The organism is Nitrospira sp. BLG_2, from assembly GCF_049222245.1.
Genome location: NZ_JBLYIG010000161.1, coordinates 1 through 1889, shown reverse-complemented (window position 1 = coordinate 1889; position 1889 = coordinate 1). Strand labels below are relative to the sequence as shown.

3 protein-coding genes are annotated in these 1889 nt (G+C 57.2%); all 3 read right to left on the bottom strand.

Going from position 1 to position 1889, the window contains the following annotated elements; all coding sequences use genetic code 11:
- Window positions 1–987: D-glycero-beta-D-manno-heptose-7-phosphate kinase (gene rfaE1, locus ACOSYY_RS04445; protein ID WP_421661062.1), on the bottom strand; the 987-nt coding region annotated here is incomplete at its 3' end.
- A complete protein-coding gene (gene lepB / locus ACOSYY_RS04440; RefSeq protein ID WP_526023279.1) occupies window positions 957–1655 on the bottom strand; it encodes a signal peptidase I in 699 nt (232 codons plus the stop codon). The genes rfaE1 and lepB, both read right to left, overlap by 31 nt.
- A gap of 68 nt (window positions 1656–1723) precedes the next feature.
- On the bottom strand, window positions 1724–1889 hold a 166-nt coding region (locus ACOSYY_RS04435), incomplete at its 5' end, for a hypothetical protein (protein ID WP_421661063.1).

Here is a 1889-nt window from a genome sequence, read left to right as displayed (position 1 = left end):
GTAGTTCGCCATCACCGCTCCGGTTTTGATGCTTGCCCCGGCCGCCAGCGCCAGCGCCAGGGTTCCGATGACCGTATCCCCGGCACCGGTGACGTCGTAAACCTGCCGAGCTTTCGTGGGCAAATGCCAAGACACGCCGTCACCCTCGTACAAACTCATTCCTTTTTCACCACGCGTAATCAGGACGGACCGGCACCCAAGACGCTGGCGAATCATCGCTCCGGCTTCGTCGATCGTCTGGTCGCCGTCACCGTGCAAACCGGAGGCTTGAGCCGCTTCAAGATGATTCGGTGTGAGCACGGTGGCGCCTTTGTAGTAGCTGAAATGCTCGACCTTCGGGTCGACGACGACCGGAACCTTCCGCAAGGCGGCGAGTCGTATGATTTCGGACATGAGTGCCGGCGACACGACGCCCTTGGCATAGTCCGATACCACCACGCAGGACAACTCCCGCATTCGCGACTCCACATAGCGGAGGATTTTTTGCCGCAACGCCGCCTTCAGGTCGCTCCGCCCCTCGATATCACATCGCACAATTTGTTGATTATGCGCGATGACCCGGCTTTTTCTGGTCGTCGGACGATCATGATCGATCACCACCCCCCCGCGGCTTGATCGTTTGTTGCCGAGTTCCTTCATTAAAAGACGTCCGCTCTCATCCGATCCGATCACGCCGCAAAGATCGGCCTTTCCTCCTAGTGCCAGGATATTGTTGAACACGTTGGCGGCTCCGCCGAGTCGCAGGGACTCGGATTCGACATGCACGACCGGCACCGGAGCTTCCGGAGAGATCCGGCTCACTCGACCCATCACATAGTGATCGAGGATGAGGTCGCCGACCACGAGGACTGATGCTTGGGGAAACCGTTGAAGATACTGCCTGAGCGCCTTGGGCGACGGAGTCCCGCTCTTCCCAGTCGAGTCTTCTCTCGGAAGAGACGCGGCACCGCGTTTTGCTATTGAATCGCCTTGGCGAATCGTTCCCATCGGACCCACTCCGTCCAATTTCCTTGGCCGTTCCAGGACCAATAAATCCGAAACGCTTTGCCGCGGATCTTTTCTTCGCGCACATACCCCCAGAACCGACTGTCCAGACTTTGGTCGCGATTGTCGCCCATGACAAAGTAGGATTCCTCGGGGACGGTCACCGGTCCGAAATTATCGCGCGGGTTGATCGTACCGTCGATGATGCCGGGATCGATTCGTTGCGTAAAGGCTTTGTCATCGAGCGGCCGGCCGTTCACGAGCACGACCTTGTTCCGAAGCTGCACGGTATCGCCGGGAAGCCCGACGATTCGCTTGATAAAATCCTTTTCTTCATCCTCGGGAAAGCGGAAGACGACGATGTCGCCGCGTTGCGGCTTGCCGAACGCCACGACCGTCTTGGATGTGTAGCAATTGACGGGGGGAAAACTCCATTGCAGTTGGCAGTCCGTCGGCCACTGCAGGCCATAGGAAAGTTTGCTGACTAAAATGTGATCGCCGATCAGCAAGGTGGGAATCATCGACCCCGATGGAATTTTAAATGCCTGCACGACGAACACGCGAATGGCGAATGCCAGAAGCATCGCCACGATGATCGCTTCCGCATACTCCCGAACGATGGACTTCCTTCCCGACTGGTCCGTGTTGTCGGCAAGCTTGGCCCCAGGCAGCGATGCCTGCTCGCCTCCCCGCGAAGAACTTGACAACTTATCCACATTCCGCTGATTCTGATCGAGGCTCATTCTTCCCCGACTTTCAAGATCGCCAGGAACGCTTCTTGTGGGACTTCGACACTGCCGACCGCCTTCATTCGTTTCTTCCCCTCTTTTTGTTTTTCCAGCAATTTTCGTTTCCGCGTAATGTCGCCACCGTAGCACTTCGCCGTCACGTTCTTTTTCATCGCT